14 protein-coding genes and 2 tRNA genes are annotated in these 15,263 nt (G+C 68.9%); 12 read left to right on the top strand and 4 right to left on the bottom strand.

The window, feature by feature from the left end; translation table 11 throughout:
* Window positions 1–25: 25 nt before the first annotated feature.
* On the bottom strand, window positions 26–814 hold the full coding sequence (locus JYK18_RS10375; protein WP_307795852.1) for a SigB/SigF/SigG family RNA polymerase sigma factor: 789 nt from the start codon (window positions 812–814) through the stop codon (window positions 26–28).
* Window positions 811–1,248: an ATP-binding protein gene (locus JYK18_RS10370; protein WP_206801880.1), complete on the bottom strand. Its 438-nt coding sequence runs from the start codon at window positions 1,246–1,248 to the stop codon at window positions 811–813. The genes JYK18_RS10375 and JYK18_RS10370 overlap by 4 nt, the downstream gene beginning before the upstream one ends.
* Before the next feature lie 161 nt (window positions 1,249–1,409).
* On the opposite strand from JYK18_RS10370, the gene JYK18_RS10365 reads away from it, so the two are divergent.
* A complete protein-coding gene (locus tag JYK18_RS10365) occupies window positions 1,410–2,174 on the top strand; it encodes a sulfite exporter TauE/SafE family protein (RefSeq protein WP_206801879.1) in 765 nt (254 codons plus the stop codon).
* On the opposite strand, the gene hisC is transcribed toward JYK18_RS10365, so the two are convergent.
* Window positions 2,167–3,237, bottom strand: a complete 1,071-nt coding sequence (gene hisC / locus JYK18_RS10360) for a histidinol-phosphate transaminase (RefSeq protein ID WP_206801878.1) — start codon at window positions 3,235–3,237, stop codon at window positions 2,167–2,169. The two genes, JYK18_RS10365 and hisC, sit on opposite strands and share 8 nt — an antisense overlap.
* Before the next feature lie 104 nt (window positions 3,238–3,341).
* On the opposite strand from hisC, the gene JYK18_RS10355 reads away from it, so the two are divergent.
* From JYK18_RS10355 to JYK18_RS10325, 7 genes are all read left to right on the top strand, one after another.
* Entirely contained in the window at window positions 3,342–3,986 is a 645-nt protein-coding gene (locus JYK18_RS10355; RefSeq protein ID WP_206801877.1) for a dienelactone hydrolase family protein, read from the top strand.
* A gap of 79 nt (window positions 3,987–4,065) precedes the next feature.
* Window positions 4,066–4,536, top strand: a complete 471-nt coding sequence (locus JYK18_RS10350) for a hypothetical protein (protein ID WP_206801876.1) — start codon at window positions 4,066–4,068, stop codon at window positions 4,534–4,536.
* Window positions 4,533–5,651, top strand: coding sequence for a WXG100 family type VII secretion target (locus JYK18_RS10345; protein ID WP_206801875.1), 1,119 nt, complete (start codon window positions 4,533–4,535; stop codon window positions 5,649–5,651). The genes JYK18_RS10350 and JYK18_RS10345 overlap by 4 nt, the downstream gene beginning before the upstream one ends.
* Entirely contained in the window at window positions 5,644–6,420 is a 777-nt protein-coding gene (locus tag JYK18_RS10340) for an ESX secretion-associated protein EspG (RefSeq protein WP_206801874.1), read from the top strand. The genes JYK18_RS10345 and JYK18_RS10340 overlap by 8 nt, the downstream gene beginning before the upstream one ends.
* A 10-nt stretch (window positions 6,421–6,430) precedes the next feature.
* Window positions 6,431–8,392, top strand: a complete 1,962-nt coding sequence (locus tag JYK18_RS10335) for an acetoacetate--CoA ligase (RefSeq protein WP_206801873.1) — start codon at window positions 6,431–6,433, stop codon at window positions 8,390–8,392.
* An 85-nt stretch (window positions 8,393–8,477) separates the two neighbouring features.
* A tRNA-Ser gene (locus tag JYK18_RS10330) sits at window positions 8,478–8,567 on the top strand.
* A 59-nt stretch (window positions 8,568–8,626) separates the two neighbouring features.
* Window positions 8,627–8,699: transfer RNA gene (locus JYK18_RS10325), tRNA-Arg, on the top strand.
* An 83-nt stretch (window positions 8,700–8,782) separates the two neighbouring features.
* On the opposite strand, the gene JYK18_RS10320 is transcribed toward JYK18_RS10325, so the two are convergent.
* Window positions 8,783–9,766, bottom strand: coding sequence for a hypothetical protein (locus tag JYK18_RS10320; RefSeq protein ID WP_206801872.1), 984 nt, complete (start codon window positions 9,764–9,766; stop codon window positions 8,783–8,785).
* A gap of 107 nt (window positions 9,767–9,873) precedes the next feature.
* On the opposite strand from JYK18_RS10320, the gene JYK18_RS10315 reads away from it, so the two are divergent.
* From JYK18_RS10315 to JYK18_RS10300, 4 genes are read left to right on the top strand one after another with little or no spacing between them, the layout of a single operon-like run.
* Window positions 9,874–11,370, top strand: a complete 1,497-nt coding sequence (locus JYK18_RS10315; RefSeq protein ID WP_206801871.1) for an AAA family ATPase — start codon at window positions 9,874–9,876, stop codon at window positions 11,368–11,370.
* Window positions 11,367–12,593 (top strand): hypothetical protein, encoded by a 1,227-nt coding sequence (locus JYK18_RS10310; protein WP_206801870.1) that lies wholly within the window; start codon window positions 11,367–11,369, stop codon window positions 12,591–12,593. The genes JYK18_RS10315 and JYK18_RS10310 overlap by 4 nt, the downstream gene beginning before the upstream one ends.
* On the top strand, window positions 12,590–13,726 hold the full coding sequence (locus JYK18_RS10305; RefSeq protein WP_206801869.1) for a YDG/SRA domain-containing protein: 1,137 nt from the start codon (window positions 12,590–12,592) through the stop codon (window positions 13,724–13,726). The genes JYK18_RS10310 and JYK18_RS10305 overlap by 4 nt, the downstream gene beginning before the upstream one ends.
* Window positions 13,727–13,748: 22 nt before the next feature.
* On the top strand, window positions 13,749–15,257 hold the full coding sequence (locus JYK18_RS10300; RefSeq protein ID WP_206801868.1) for an SWIM zinc finger domain-containing protein: 1,509 nt from the start codon (window positions 13,749–13,751) through the stop codon (window positions 15,255–15,257).
* Window positions 15,258–15,263 lie beyond the last annotated feature (6 nt).

The following is a 15,263-nucleotide window of genomic DNA, read 5'->3' as shown; positions in this document are numbered from 1 at the left end:
ACAACATTGTGAATCGAGCGTACTCTCATTCGCCGGGGCGGTGGCTGAGCCCTTCACGGAGTTGGGTGAGCGTGCGGGCGAGCAGGCGCGAGACGTGCATCTGCGAGACGCCGATCTTCTCCGCGATCTGCGTCTGCGTCAGGTTGTGCACGAACCGCAGTGCCAGGATCTTCCGCTCGCGCTCGGGCAGGTCGCGGATCAGCGGCTGGAGCATCTCGTGGTTCTCCACGTCCGCGAGCGCGCTGTCCTCCTCGCCGAGCGTGTCGCCGAGCGAGACGTTGTCGGTGTCCCCCGAGAGCACCTCGTCGAGCGACATCGAGTGGTAGGCGTTGCCCGCCTCCAGGCCCTCGTACACCTCGTCCTTGTCGATGCCGAGGTGCGAGGCCAGCTCGCTCGGCGTGGGCGCGCGGCCCAGCCGTTGCGCCAGTTCGGTGCTGGCGTTGCTGATCGTCAGGTGCAGTTCCTTGAGCCGCCGCGGGACCCGGATCACCCAGCCGGTGTCGCGGAAGTGCCGGCGCACCTCGCCCATCACCGTCGGCACGGCGAAGGACAGGAAGTCGAAGCCGCGTTCGGCGTCGAACCGGTCCACCGCGTTGATCAGGCCGACCCTGGCCACTTGGACCAGGTCCTCCTTGGCCACCCCGCGACCGGCGAAGCGCTGGGCGATGTGCTCGGCCAGCGGCAGGTACCCGGTCACCAGTTTGTCGCGCACCTCACCGCGCCGCGGATCGTCTACGGCCAGCGCGGCCATCTCGCCGAACAGTGGTGCGAGGTGCTCGTACCCGTTGGTGTCCGGCGGCTGGATACCCGTCACGCGCCCGGCCGTACGTCGGCGCGACGCTTGGCGAGTTCGATGTGGACTACTTGCTCACCACCGGCGGGCTCGTCCACCCAGCTGGCCGCCGAATCGGCCAGCGTGGTGAGCACGCGCCAGCCGAACGAGCCGGTGCTCGGTGCTTCCCCGTCGGCCGACGGCACCGTGCCGCGGAAGCGCAGCTGGCCGTCTTCGAGCACGAAGCGGCAGGTCAGCAGGCTGCCGGGTTGGGCACGGGTGATCAACGTCGAGCAGGCCTCGTCGATCGCCAGCCGGAGGTCGGCGATGGTGTCCAGATCGAAGTCCGCGCGGACGGCGAGATTGGAGACCAGCGCGCGGATGATCGGCAGGTGGGCCAGATCGGCGCCCAGTCGTACCTCGATGTCGTCCAACGGCCCGATCTCGTCCAACGCGGGCTGTTTGCCGTTCGTCACGTCCACCTCGTCACTCGACCGTTGCGAAGCATTGCTACCCCGCGAGCGAAATCCCGAAACCCGTACCGATCCTCCTGGGACGCTCATCACGTTGTCTAGCGGAACACACCCGCTGCGTGCACGAGCCTGCCGATGCTTAGGGTGCCGGTTGTGATGACCCAGTGACTTGGTGGCATGCGATCCTGATCGCGCTGGCGGGGGTGTGGGCCGGCACCATCAACGCGGTCGTCGGTTCGGGCACCCTGGTCACCTTCCCGGTGCTGGTCGCCTTCGGCTATCCGCCGGTGACCGCGACGACCTCCAACGCGATCGGGCTGGCCCCCGGCACGATCAGCGGTGCCTGGGGCTACCGGCACGAGCTGCGCGGGCAGGGCAAGCGCCTCGCCATCTACGGCGTCGCGTCCTTCCTCGGCGCGGTCGGTGGCGCGATGCTGCTGCTCGCCCTGCCCAAGGACGCCTTCGAGACCGTGGTGCCGGTGCTCGTCGGGCTGGCCGTGGTGCTGGTGATCATCCAGCCGAAGGTGGCCGGCTGGGTGAGCGCGCGCCGGGAACGCAAGGAAAAGCCGGAGAGGACCTACGGCCCGCTCCTGCTCTTCCTGCTGTTCCTCGTCGGCATCTACGGCGGCTACTTCACCGCCGCGCAGGGCATCATGATGGTGGCCTGCATGGGCATGCTGCTGTCCGATCCGGTGCAGCGCATCAACGGCATCAAGAACGTGCTCTCCGCCGTGGTGAACGTGGTGGCGGGCACCATCTACGCCTTCGTCGCCCCGGTCGACTGGGCGGTGGTCGGCCTGCTGGCCGCCGGCTCGGTGCTCGGCGGCCTGCTCGGCGCGAAGATCGGGCGGAAGCTGTCCCCGGTGGTGCTGCGCGGGGTGATCGTGGCCGTCGGGATCGCCGCGATCGTGCAGCTGGTGCTCAGGTAAGCGCCGGGAACGACCGGGCGGCGGCGAGGAAGGCCTCGTTCTCGTCGGGGTGGCCGATGGTCACGCGGGCGCCGTCGCCGGCGAACGGGCGCACGATCACCTTGTTCGCCAGGGCGTGCTCGGCGAAGTCGACGGTCTTCTCGCCCAGCGGCAGCCAGACGAAGTTCGCTTGCGTCTCCGGGACCTGGTAGCCGGCCTCCAGCAGGGCGTCGCGCACGCGCGAGCGCTCGGCGACGATCTTCGCGCAGCGCGCCAGCAGCTCCTCCTCGGCGTCGAGCGAGGCGATCGCGGCGGTCTGGGCCAGCGAGTTCACGCTGAACGGGATGTAGACCTGGCGCAGCGCGGCGGTGATGTGTTCCGGCGCGACCGCGTACCCGACCCGCAGCCCGGCCAGCCCGTACGCCTTGGAGAAGGTGCGCAGCACGGCCACGTTCCCGCGTCCGGCGGCCAGCTCCAGGCCGTCCGGCACCTCGCGGTCGGTGACGAACTCGCGGTAGGCCTCGTCCAGCACCACCAGCACGTGCGGCGGCACCGCGTCGAGGAAGCGCTCCAGCTCGGGACGGCGCACCGCGGTCCCGGTCGGGTTGTTCGGGTTGCACACGAAGACCAGCCGCGTCTTCGGCGTGATCGCGGCGAGCATGGCGTCCAGGTCGTGGGTGTGCCCGGCGTCCAGCGGCAGGGGCAGCGCGGTGGCGCCGACGATCTGGGTGAGGATCGGGTAGGCCTCGAACGAACGCCAGGCGAACATCACCTCGTCGCCCGGTTCGCACAGCGCCTGGATCAGCTGCTGGCAGAGCGCGACCGAACCGCAGCCGACGGCGATCCGCTCCTGCGGCACCTCGAACCGGGTGGCGATCCGGTCGACCAGCGCCCACGCGCCCATGTCGGGGTAGCGGTTGATGTCAGCCGCCGACGCCGCGATCGCCGAGGCGACGCTGGGCAGCGGACCAGCCGGAACCTCGTTGCTGGCCAACTTGATCGCTCCCGGCACGGACCGGCCGGGCACGTACTTCGGCAGCGACTCGAGACCGGCGCGGGTCGGCACGACGGACGGAGTGGACATCAAGGCTCCTCGTGGGTCACTTGGTCTGCTCCTGCCACGTTAACCCGGCTGGATCCGCAGGTTGAGGTTGACTCACGTTCACCCACCAGTGGTTGAGTAGGCGCATGACGCAAACCCACACCGACGACTACCGGCGCGCCGACGGCCGCGCGCTGCGCCTGACCTTCGCCGAGCCCGACGGCGTGGTCCGCGGCGGACTGGTGGTGCTGCACGAAGCGGACGGCGTCACCGATGGCGTGCGCTTCCTGGTGTCCAGCCTGGCCGAGGAGGGCTGGCTGGCGGTGGCCCCGCACATCTACGACGGCGCCCAGAACGGGAAGCTCACCGGGCAGGACGTGCTCGCCGCCACCGACATCACGCTCGCCTGGCTGGTCGAGCGCGGGGTGCAGGCCGATCTGCTCGGCGTGGTGGGCTTCGACCTCGGCGGCACCGCCGCGCTGGTGGTGGCCTCGAGCCGGAAGCTGGGGGCGGCGGTCAGCGTCGGCGGGCAGTCCTCGGCGAACGACCTGCCCGCGCTGGTGGACATCGCGGGCAAGCTGACCAGTCCGTGGCTCGGCATCTACGGCGACTCCGGCGACGAGAGCGGGGTGGCCGAGGTGGAGCGCCTGCGCGAGGTCGCCGCTTCGTCGAAGGTGGCCACGAACGTGGTCCGCTACCCGGGCGCCAACCACCGGTTCGACGCCGATCCGGGGGCCGCCGCGGAAGCCTGGCAACGCACGTTGAGCTGGTTCGACGCGCATCTGCGCTGACCGGGAGCGAACGGGTCCCCGCCCGCGTCCAAGCCCGGTACAGTTCAGCTTTGAGTGTCACGCAGGGTGGGGATTCGAAATGGCTGCTGTGAACAAACCGACGGGTTCGAGCACCCCGCCGCCGGCCTTCGCGCCGGCGGCCGGCGGGGCGCTCGTCCCGATCGCCGGCCAGGTCCGGGACGTCAAGATGCAGGCCAAGAAGGGGAGCCTGCAGCTCAGCGACGAGGCCGCGGAGGGCCTGCTCGGCGCGCTCGCCGAGATCCAGGCCACGGTCAACCAGCTCGTCCGGGATTCGCAGGAGCTGGACGTGCCGCTGCGGTTGGGTGCCAACTTCGTCGGCCGCACGATGAGCGAGCGCCTGCGCGAGGCGGCCACTTCGGCGGCGACGCCGGTGCTGCAGGACTTCGGCAGCGTGCTCAACGACCTCGAACTGACCGTGCGCGCGGCGCGGAAGAACTTCAAGACCACCGATGCCGACGCCCAGGACCTGCTGGCGGACGCGCGTCGCAGGCTGGACGACGTGCACGGCTACGGCGGTGAGGCGAAGTGAACCGCCCCGACGAAGTCCAGTGCCTGCCCTACCCCTCGCCCTACCCACCCGACGAGCCCGACCCCGTCGGCGGTGACCTGGGCACCCCGGTGGACTGGCTGACCTACCAGCACCCCGAGTTGTACACCATGGTGCACGAGGAGGTGGACCTCGTCGGCGCGCAGACGGTCGCCGCGACCTGGGCCACCATCGGCGACAAGCTGACCGAGATCGCCAACGACCTCCGCGCCGCGATGGCGAAGGCGAGCCAGGGCTGGACCGGGGCGGGCGCGGAGAAGACCAAGGAGACCGTGGAACGGCTCTCCGCCTGGTGTGACGAGACGGGCGTCCGGGCGACCGAGGTCTGCGCGTGCGTGACCAGGCAGGCGGAGAACGTGCGGGTGGCGCAGAACGCGATGCCCGAACCGCGGATGACCGTGCTGCCGTACCCGATGCCTGCCGGTGGCACGGCGGCGATGTCGTTCTCGGCGGGGCCGGAGCTCGTCGCGGACGACGAGGAGGGCCGCCGCGGCAGCGACGAACTGCACCAGCGGGCCGCCGACGTGATGAAGCAGTTCCAGCAGGACTCCTACGAGGTCTACGGCACCGTCCCGGAGTTCAGCACGCCGGCCGGCGACCCGATCATCTACCGCGATCCCGAGGTGCCGCCGGACCAGCCCAAGCAGCCGGAACCCGAACCGGAGGAGGAGCCCGAGCAGCCCGACGACTCGACCGGCGCGAGTGGCGTGACCGGCGGCGACGGCCCGATCGACGGCGTGATCGGCGGTTACGCGCCGCGTGAGCCGGCGCCCGCGACGCCGGTGCCGATGGTCGGCGGTGGGGGTGCCCAGGTCGGCGGGGCCATGCAGGACCCGGCGCCGGGCGGCCGGGCGGGCAGCCACCCTGGTGCCCCCGGCCCCGGTGTCGCTCCCGCTGCTGCCGCCTCCGCTGCCCCGCGGGGCGGTATGGCCGGGATGCCGATGGGTGCGATGCCGATGGGTGCCGGTGGGGCGCGGCAGGAAGACGTCGAGCACAAGCTGCCCGGGTACCTCCAGGAGGAGGAGAACATCTTCGCGGCCGATCTGAAGGTCGCGCCGCCGGTGCTCGGGGAAGAGGGGCCGCGTCGCCGTGCGTGATCCGGAAACCGGGTGGATTCGGCTCTACCCCAACGAGTTCTTCCTGCTGTGGACGCGGCTCGGGCTGGGTGAACCGCCTCCGGTGCTCGGCATCGGTCACGTCGGGCGCACGGTCGCCGCACGCCGTTGGCAGGCCGAGGCGGCCGACGCCGAACTGAGCGCGCGCGACCTCGGCACGTTGGACTATCCCGCGCCCGACCTGGTGCAGGCGCTGAAGATCCTCGGTGAGAGCGAGCTGCGCCTCGACCTGCACGTCGCGGGCGACGGCGGTGAAGTCCGGTCGTTCTCGGCCGCGGGTCGGCAGGGCGCCGCGACCGCCGAGGTGGTCGGCCGGGAGGTCCGGGTCGGCGTGGTCCGCGAGCCGATGCTGGTGGCGACCATGCTCGACGCGCTCAAGCCGCTGCCCGCGGCACCCGGTGGTCCGGCGAACGTGCGGGTGGAGGACTTCCACGACGCCTGCGCCGAAGGTGAGCGCGACGGCCGGTCCGGGTTCCTCGGCAGGCTGGAGGACAGCGGGGTCCGCGGTGGGGAGGCGGGCGTCCTGCTGAAGCTGTTGACCGGGCGCACCGGTGGCGGGCAGATCGGCGCCGGTGTGCGCGGGCGGTCGGGCCGCTGGTCGCGGACCGGGAGCGTGGTCAACTGGGTGGACACCGAGGAGGGCCGGTACGCGCTGCGCACGCGTGGCGGCTGGCTCACCGCGACGCCGGTCGACCCCGTACGGCTGAGGGTGTGGGCTCAGGACATGGTCGGGGAGCTCGTCGGTAGCTAGGCTCCGCCGCATGACCAGCGACACCCCTGAAGTGCTGTGGCGGCCGGATGCGAACCGGGACACCAAGGTCGAGGACTTCCGCAGGTGGCTGCGGGACAACCGGGGTGTCACGACGGAGGACTACCAGTCGCTGTGGGAGTTCTCCACCAGCGAGCCCGCGGACTTCTGGTCGGCGACCGCGGAGTACCTGGGCGTTCGTTGGCACGACGAGCCGACCGAGGTGCTCTCCGGTGAGATGCCGACCGCGCGCTGGTTCGAGGGCGGCACGCTGAACTACGCGGAGCACGCGCTGAGCCCCGGGGTCGCGGGCGCGCCCAAGGCCGACGACGAGCTGGCGGTGATCTTCCACCGCGAGGACGGGCTGGCGTCGCAGCTGACCTACGGCGACCTGCGCGCGAAGGTGGCCGCCGCGCGGTCGGCGTTGAAGGAGCTGGGCGTGCGCAAGGGCGACCGCGTGGTCGCGCTCGCGCCGAACTGCCCGCAGACCCTGATCGCCTTCCTGGCCGCGGCCAGCCTCGGCGCGGTGTGGTCGTCGTGCTCGCCGGACTTCGGCGTGCGGGCCATCGTGGACCGGTTCGCGCAGATCGAGCCGGTCGTGCTGATCGCAGTGAACGGCTACGCGTACAACGGCCGGTGGTTCGACACGCGGCCGACGGTGACCGAGCTGCGCGAGGAGATCCCGGGGCTCAAGGCGACCGTGCTGGTCGACTACGCGGGCGGGCCGCTGGCCGGCACGCACGACTGGGACGACCTGCTGGCCTCGCATGCCGGCGCCGAGCTGGCCTACGAGCCGGTGCCGTTCGCGCACCCGTTGTGGGTGCTGTATTCGTCGGGCACCACCGGGTTGCCGAAGGGCATCGTGCACGGGCACGGCGGCATCGTCGTGGAGCACCTGAAGGCGCTGGCGCTGCAGAGCGATCTGGGGCCGGGTGAGCGGTTCTTCTGGTTCACCACCACCGGCTGGATGATGTGGAACTTCCTGATCTCCGGGCTGCTGGTGGGGTCGACCATCGTGCTGTTCGACGGGAGTCCCGGGTACCCCGACCTGAACGCGCTGTGGCACCTGGCCGAGCAGCACCGCGTGACCTACTTCGGCACGTCGGCGCCGTACATCCAGAGCTGCCTGAAGGCGCACATCTCGCCGTCGCGCGACTACGACCTGACGGCGATGCGCGCACTCGGGTCGACCGGAGCGCCGCTGAGCCAGGAGGGCTTCCGCTGGATCGCCGACGAGGTGGGGCGGAAGGTGCAGATCTGCTCGGTCTCGGGCGGGACGGACCTGTGCACGGCGTTCGTGGGGTCGTCGCCGGACACGCCGGTGTGGCTGGGTGAGCTGTCGAACCGGTCGCTGGGCGCCGCCGTGCAGGCCTTCGACGAAGCCGGGAACGCGGTCGTCGAGGAGGTGGGCGAGCTGGTGATGACCGAGCCGATGCCGTCCATGCCGGTGTTCTTCTGGAACGATCCCGACGGCAGTCGCCTGCGTGAGGCGTACTTCGACGTGTATCCGGGCATCTGGCGCCACGGAGATTGGATCAAGATCACATCCCGCGGCTCGGCGGTGATCTACGGCCGCAGTGACTCGACGCTGAACCGCGGTGGCGTCCGCATGGGGACGGCGGAGTTCTACCGGGTGGTGGAGAACTTCGAGCAGGTCGCGGACTCGCTGGTGATCGACACCTCCGCCGCGGGCGCCGAGGGGGAGCTGCTGTGCTTCCTGGTGCTGGCGCCGGGGGCGTCGCTGGAGGAGGTCGAGCCCTCGCTGCGGAAAGAGCTGCGCAGCGCATTGTCGCCGCGTCACGTACCGGACCGGTTCGTGGTGGTTTCGGAGGTGCCGAGGACGCTGAACGGCAAGAAGTGCGAGGTGCCGGTGAAGAAGATCCTGTCCGGCGTGGCCCCGGACCGCGCGGTGAGCCGCGACGCCCTGCTGAACCCGGACGCGCTGACCCCGTTCGTGGCCCTGGCTGCCCGCTGACCTGCGGATACGGCAGGTTCGGGGGGTGCCTTCACGCGACCGGGGGGCGGTGTGTAATCTTTACGAGCAGTGGTCGTTCGACCTGGGAGGCTTCGCCTAGTCTGGTCTATGGCGCCGCACTGCTAATGCGGTTGGGGGTAACCCCCCCTCCCGGGTTCAAATCCCGGAGCCTCCGCTGGAGTTCGGTTCGCCGAGCCCCACACCCGGTCGTCCGACCGGCACAACTGAACACGAGCGCCCGTAGCTCAACGGATAGAGCATCTGACTACGGATCAGAAGGTTAGGGGTTCGAATCCCTTCGGGCGCGCGTCTGGTTGAGACAGCGAAGGACCCCCTGGCAACAGGGGGTTCTTTTCTTTGTGTCGGTCCCTCGAAAGCGCTACCGCGGGATCACGCGAAGCTGATCAAGAAGCGCAGGTTCTCCGGCTCGTCCTTGGTCAGCAGGAGTGGGAAGTGCGGCTCGTAGAGACCGCTCGCCACGCCCTTGAACCAGATCATCGGCCGCTTCTCGGTGAAGGCCCGGCGCATGGCCACGTTGTGGAAGTGCTGCGGATCGGTGCCCCGGTACATGTAGTAGCGGATGAGGCCGTTCTCATCGAGTTCGTCCTCGTACGGGCGCTGCTTGCTCGGCGGCGTGTAAGAGGTCCGCAGCGACAACGCCGCGCTGAGCTCCTTCGGCTTGCGAATGCCGGCCTGCTGGTCCATCAGGGCGATCCGCTTGCCCTCGAACCTGAACTCCTGCAGCAGACCGAACGGAATGCGGCCCCCGTGCTCCTCGTTCAACTCGGCCAGCCACTCGAACGCGTGGCGCCGAAGACGACCGTCGTAGTCCGTGGTGTCGATGACTGACTTGATCGGCTTCGTTGCGGTGGTGGTGGACAGGGCGACCACCGGAGATTTCTGGCGGTAGACCCGGTGCAGGCCCGCCGCCTTGATGATCTGGTCGGCCTGGTGCTCGTCGAGGTAGAGCTCGAACAGCAACTTTATTGCCGTTGAGAGCGTTTGCGGTCGTTCAACGTGATCAGCCACCTCGGGGCGCAACCGGCCACGGGCGGAGTTGTCGCGCAACCAACTGCCAGTCCGGGACGGCGTGGGCGGGATCGGGTTGCCGGCTCCGTCTTGCAAGCTCCAGAGACTGCGTTCCAGGTGCACAAAAGGCATTGCGGCTCGATCGCGCTGACCGCGCTGGCTGGCTGGGCTGAACTCGTCAATGAGCTGGCCGACGGCTTCCTCTGCTTCGGCGTAGGTGGTCTGGGTCGTCTTGTTCTTGACCTGGCGGGCAAAGAGCCACAGCAGGAGCAGGGGTTTGTGAATCGCTCGACCGTTTGCGGTGCGTAAATTACGCAACTGGTCGAAGAATTCGCTCTCGTTCACTGAACTTCACACCCCTGCGGTCCCCGTCACGCTTGGGTGTGATCATAGCTTCGACTAGGAGTTGCGTCTTGACCGCTGAGCGGGTGCAGAGCCAGTACGGTCGGGCCATGACTGATCCACACGCGGGGGAAGCGGGCGAGCTCAGCGCGGCACTCGATGACGTTGATCTTGACTCGCCGAGCACCACCAAGTTCGCCGAGTTCGAGTACGTGCTCGCGACGCTGATCCAACTCCCGCGCCACCAGGTGTACGCGGTGGCGGTCGATCGCGCTGCTGAATTGGCCAGTCAGGTCCAGTCGGTGCCAGCGAACCACGCTGTTCTGCTGGCTGTGGTGGTCAAAGATGCTGACCAACTCGCAGCCGTGCAGGAGGCGACCAAGCGCTACCTGAGCAGCGGCGGAGTGCCGGCTGCCTTGGTGTTGGTGCGCCGTTCCGCCGGCGGGTGGGCGTCTTCCTGGCTGGCCATGCAGGCCGATAAGGAGGAGTACGCCGGGCAGGTGACCGAGTTGGCCGGGCACCTGTCGCTCCGGGTTGAGCGCGTCGAGGCCCAACCGGCGAGGAAGTGGCCGGGGCGATCCCTGCGCGCCACTGACCAGCCGTTGGTTATCGACGACCGAACCCGCCGGATGCTGCGTGGTGCGGTGGCTTCGCGCAGTGCGGTAATGCTGGTCGGACCGCCGGGAACCGGCAAGACCCAGTTGGTCGGTGAAGTGATCGACGACGTGGCCAAGGAGCCGGAGCGCTACGGGATGACCATGGCGCACGACTACCTCGTGGTGACGCCGGACGAATCGTGGAGTGCCCGAGAACTGGTCGGCGGTGAAACGGTCGACGACAACTCCAAGCTCCGGTTCAGCCCTGGTTACGTGCTGGAAGCGATCGCCGAAGACCGGTGGTTGGTGCTGGACGAGGCGAACCGCGCGGACCTGGACCGCATCTTCTCCGCGCTGTTCACCTGGTTGACCGGCAACACGGTGATCGTCGGCCGGGTGAGCGGTGATCCCAAGTCCAGTCCGATCTTCCTGGGCTGGGCCGACGGCCCGAAGAGCGAGGTGATCGGTGCTGAGCTGCTCCGGTCCGACACCGCGGACAACGGTCAGGGCGCGGTGCACTACCTCGCCGGCAAGGAATGGCGCATGTTCGGCACCTACAACGCCGTTGATGCGCAACGGGTGTTCCGCTTCGGGCTGGCGCTGGGACGCCGCTTTGCGCACGTGCCCATCGAAATGCCCTCGACGGAGGGGTTCAGCCAGGCGTTGAGGAACCGACTTTCCGCCTTGCCCACACCGTTGGAAGACCCGGTGCAGACGGAGCTGATTTCCGTGTTGCAGCGCCTCTACCGTGCGCACGTGGGGTTGTCTGGCGTCGAAATGGGGCCGGCGGCGCTGCTGTCGATACCCGAGTACCTCGACGCCAAGGACCTGGCCACCTCACCGACCGAGCTCCGGCAGCGCATTGCGGAGGCCTACCTCATGGGGATGGGGACCTGGCTGGCCACGCTGGACGACGAGTCACTCGCGCGCATGCAAGAGACGCTCCGGCAGGCCGACGTGCTCGGCGACCAGTGGGACTGGATCGAGACCAAGCTCGGCGGCTTGCGGTGACCGACAGGGAAAGCCGGAAGACCAGAACGCGGCGGTTGGCCCTGCCCTGGGAGGGCGTTCAGGAACTCCTTCGGTACTGGTCGGGCAAAGGGGCGCTGTTCGCCGGGCTCGCCGCGGTGGCCGATGATGATGGGCGCCGCTGGTCCGACGACGACGTGCGACGACGGGCCCATCGGATTCTCTTCCAAAGGTGCTTGGAGGTGATCCCGCACCTGCCAACCACGGCTGACAAGTGGTTGGCCGAGCTGCCGGTCACCTCGACTCGGCTGCGCTACCGCGGAAGCGCGCCGAGCTCGGGCACGGATTGGGTGGCCACGCGCCGACACGGTTGGTCGCCGCGAACCTTCGAAGGCCGGACCCGAACCCGGCGTTCTGATCCGATCGCGGTCTCGGTGTTCCACTGGGTGGCGCACCGGTTGCCCAAGGTGCAGGACGACGCCGCGCGGGTGGAGAGGGACATCGACAAGGACGTGCAGCCACAGCTGGCGGCGCTCCACGAGGCCTCAGCTGAACTTGGCGCAGGCTCGACCGCCTTGGCGATTCCGGACCGCGTGACGCTCTCCGCTCTCGGCCGATCTGGGGCGCTTTGGCGACACACGTCGCAGCTCGCCGATTTGCTGCGTCTGGAAGACACCCAAGATCTGCTTCGCCTGTCCCGAGAGCAGATCGAGCCGGACGACGAACTCCGCTACCGGTTGTTCCACCTCGGCGTTCTCGGCCTCGTGTTGGGGGCCGTACGGCAGTTGAGCTGGCAGGTCTTCAGCCTTCGACCGCTCTCCGGCGCGAAGAAGCCAGGCCCGGCCTTCGAGCTCGTCGATCCCGGTGGTGGCTCGTGGGAGTTGTGGTTCGAGGCAGGGGCGATCTGGAGGCGGGCCAAGGTGAAGGAGCCCTACGTCGCCGCGACGGCCGGTGTGCGCCAATCGGGGAAGGTGAAGGCGCCCGACCTCTTGTTGATCGAACGGAAGCGGCGATTCACCGTTGTCGTTGAGTGCAAGTTGAGCTCGGAGTCGAGCTATATTCGTGAGGGGTACAGTCAGGTGGTCACCTACCTTTCCGAGCTCAGGATGCACTTTGCCGACGCGGGAGAAGCTTTTGTGGTTGGCCCGCAGGAAATGATCACCGAGACGTCGACGGGGGTGACCCACTCAGGGCGCGTCACCTTCTGTTCTTCGCAGACCTTCCAGAACGACCTCGCGGATGTCTTGCGGGAGGCCGTCGCATGAGCATCGCGGACATCTCGCGGGACAACGTGCTCGACGCGATGGCGGAGTACGACGACCTGGGGCGCGAAAAGTTCTTGGGCCAGTACGGCTTTCGAGCCTCCCTTCGCTACTTCGTGGTGGAGTCGGGTAGCGAGTACGACTCCAAGGCGTTGCTCGGGGTGGCGCACAAATACGCCACCGGGGTGCCGCTCAGGGCAGCGGAGTTCAGCGGCGGCGAGGCCACCGTGGTGGCGAAGGTCAAGAGCCTGGGCTTTGCCGTCCACGATCGGCGGCCCAAGGCCAGCAAGAAGAAGGCCGTGGTGGTGCGCGGCGAGATCGACGGGGTGCCGGAGGGCACCACGTTTGTCGATCGCCAGGAGGCGTCGGATCGGGGAGTTCATCGGAACCCGCAGGGTGGGATCGTCGGCAACAGGCGCGACGGCGCGGAATCGATCGTCGTTTCCGGTGGTTATGAAGATGACGAGGACTACGGCGACGAGATCACCTACACCGGGGAAGGCGGCCGAGGCGAAAACGGCCAGCAAATCGCTGACCAGACCTTCGCCAGCAACGGAAATGCGGCTCTGCAGACAAGCGCGCTCTTCGGCACGCCGGTGCGGGTGATCCGCGGCAACAAGGCAACGGGGTGCAGCTACGACGGGCTTTTCCGGGTCGAGGAGAGCTGGCTGGCAACGGGACGGAGCGGGTTCACCGTCTGTCGCTTCCGGTTGACCAAGTTCCGGCCGGACGACCTGGTCGAGGTCAAGCCGGTCGCTCCGGTGGGCAATGCGAAACCCGTCCGCCGCACCACGGAGGTGCAGCGGGTCGTGCGCAACACGGCAGTCGCCGACTTCGTCAAGCAGATCCACGACCACACCTGCCAGCTGTGCGGGATCCGGTTGACCGTCCAGGGACGCGGATACTCGGAAGGCGCGCACATCCGCGCGCTGGGGCGACCGCACAACGGACCCGACGAGTCGGAGAACGTGCTCTGCCTGTGCCCGAATTGCCACGTGCGCTTCGACCACGGCGAAGTGGTGCTCCAAAGCGATCTTTCCTTCACTCTGGACGGCACCACGAGGCAGCTGGCCCAGCACCCCGACCACGTGGTGAAGCAGGAGCACGTGGACTATCACCGGGCTCGACACGGTTGAGGGGCTTGGTTCAATGGTGGACGTGACTTGGTTCAGTGAGGACGAGCTCCGCGCCCTTGCCGGTAATGCTGTCTTCCAGCGGGGCCGGGGCATGGTGGGGAAGGTGGAGGACCTCGGCGGCCTGGTCGACGGGGTGACCGCCGTCGTCGTGGGGTCGGAGCCGTATCGGGTGGGGCTCAAGCAGCGCCAGGGGACCGTGGAGGCCCGCTGCACGTGTCCCTTCGCGGCCGACGGGGCTTTCTGCAAGCACGCCGTCGCCGTGGGGTTGGCGTGGCTGCGCGGGGTCAAACCGGTCGGGGATCAGGGGCTCGTGCGCAAGTACCTCGACGAACTCGACAAGGAAGAGCTCGTCGAGCTGGTCGCCAACGAGGCGGCCAGGGACGCCTCGCTGCTCAGGCGCCTCTCCCTCCGGGCCATGGCCAAGCAGACCGGCACGTTGAGTGGACGCGTCGACGCGCTCGCCCAGGAACAGGTGTTCCTCGAGGACGCGCGCGACGTGCTGGACCTGCTCGAGGAGGACCTCAACGCGAACCGCGACCTCATCCGGCGGGCCGTCGAGGTGATGGCCGAGGTGGCGCCCGACATCGACGACGAGTCCGGCGCCGCGGCCGCTCACCTCCTCCGGGCCATCGCGCTGTACGCGCGCGCCTGCGTCCCCGACGCCCCCGAACAACTGCCCGAGTGGATTGCCGGCTTCGAGAAGAAGCTGCCCGGCTGGCTGGAGATCCGCCCCTTCGCCGAGGCACTGGGCGAGGACGGGCTCCGCCACCTCGTCGAACTTGCCGGCGACGATCGCAAGTTCCGCGAGCAGGCCGTCGAGGCGCTCGGCGACGTGGACGAACTCGTGAGCCTGCTCGCCGAGGACCCCCGCGTCGACCACGTCCGGATCGCCAAGGCGCTCTACGACGCCGGCCGCGTGGACGAGGCGATCGAGCGCGCCGAGCACAGCATGACCGAACTCCCCGCCACCCGCTGCGGCGAGCTGGCCGAGTTCCTGGTCGGCGTGCACCTCGAAGCCGACCGCCCGGCGCAGGCCTCCGCGGTGCTCGAGCGCTTCCTCTGGCGCTCGCCCACCAAACAGGCCTACGACCAGCTCAAGGAACTCTGCGAGCGCATCGGCACCTGGCCCGAACCCCGCAAGCGCGTGCTCCGGGTGCTCCGCGCCTCGGCCCGCGAGCGCCAGGCCGACCAGCTCATCGACGTCCTCCTCGCCGAGGACGAGGCCACGCAGGCGTGGGACGCCGCCGCCGAGTTCGGCTGCTCGCAGTCGGCCTGGCTGCGCGTCGCCGACCGGGTCGCCGAGGACCGGCCCGCCGAGGTCGCCGGGGTCTACCGCCTGCTCGCCGCCGACTGCGTCAAGCAGGCCAGCCGCGACGGTTACCGCCAGGCCGTGGTGCTGTTGAAAAAACTTCGCCGGGTGCACGAACTCCTGGAAAGCGACGAGGAGTTCGACGACTACGTGGACGGTTTGCGCCGCGACAACGAGCGCAAGCCCGCGTTCCTCGACGAATTGCGCAAAGCCGGGCTCTGAAAAAGA

This window comes from Amycolatopsis sp. 195334CR (assembly GCF_017309385.1).
Taxonomy (GTDB): domain Bacteria; phylum Actinomycetota; class Actinomycetes; order Mycobacteriales; family Pseudonocardiaceae; genus Amycolatopsis.
The sequence above is the reverse complement of the archived record's forward strand: the minus strand, read 5'-3'. Positions and strand labels throughout refer to the sequence as shown.